1 rRNA gene is annotated in these 260 nt (G+C 45.4%); it reads left to right on the top strand.

Annotation, left to right across the window (positions count from 1 at the left end):
• Positions 1–175: 175 nt before the first annotated feature.
• Positions 176–260: ribosomal RNA gene (rrf, locus tag KNP68_RS15145) — 5S ribosomal RNA — on the top strand; the annotation flags it as partial.

Below are 260 nucleotides of genomic sequence, written 5' to 3'. Positions count from 1 at the left end.
GAGGTAGATAGGTCATGGGTGGAAGCACGGCGACGTGTGGAGCTGAATGATACTAATCGGTCGAGGCTTTGATCTAGTCTAAGGTTTGTATGAATTGATGAGTCTTCAGTTTTGAGAGAACAATCTCTTAAAAAGGAGTTGACATTATGTTAAAATAATGTTAATCTCATATATGTCTGGTGGCGATAGCGAAGCGGCCACACCCGTTCCCATGCCGAACACGGAAGTTAAGCGCTTCAGCGCCGAAAGTAGTTGGGGGT

It is taken from the genome of Exiguobacterium sp. s50 (assembly GCF_018618175.1).
In the GTDB taxonomy this organism is placed as follows: Bacteria; Bacillota; Bacilli; order Exiguobacteriales; family Exiguobacteriaceae; genus Exiguobacterium; species Exiguobacterium chiriqhucha.
This window is presented reverse-complemented; position numbering and strand designations above follow the sequence as displayed.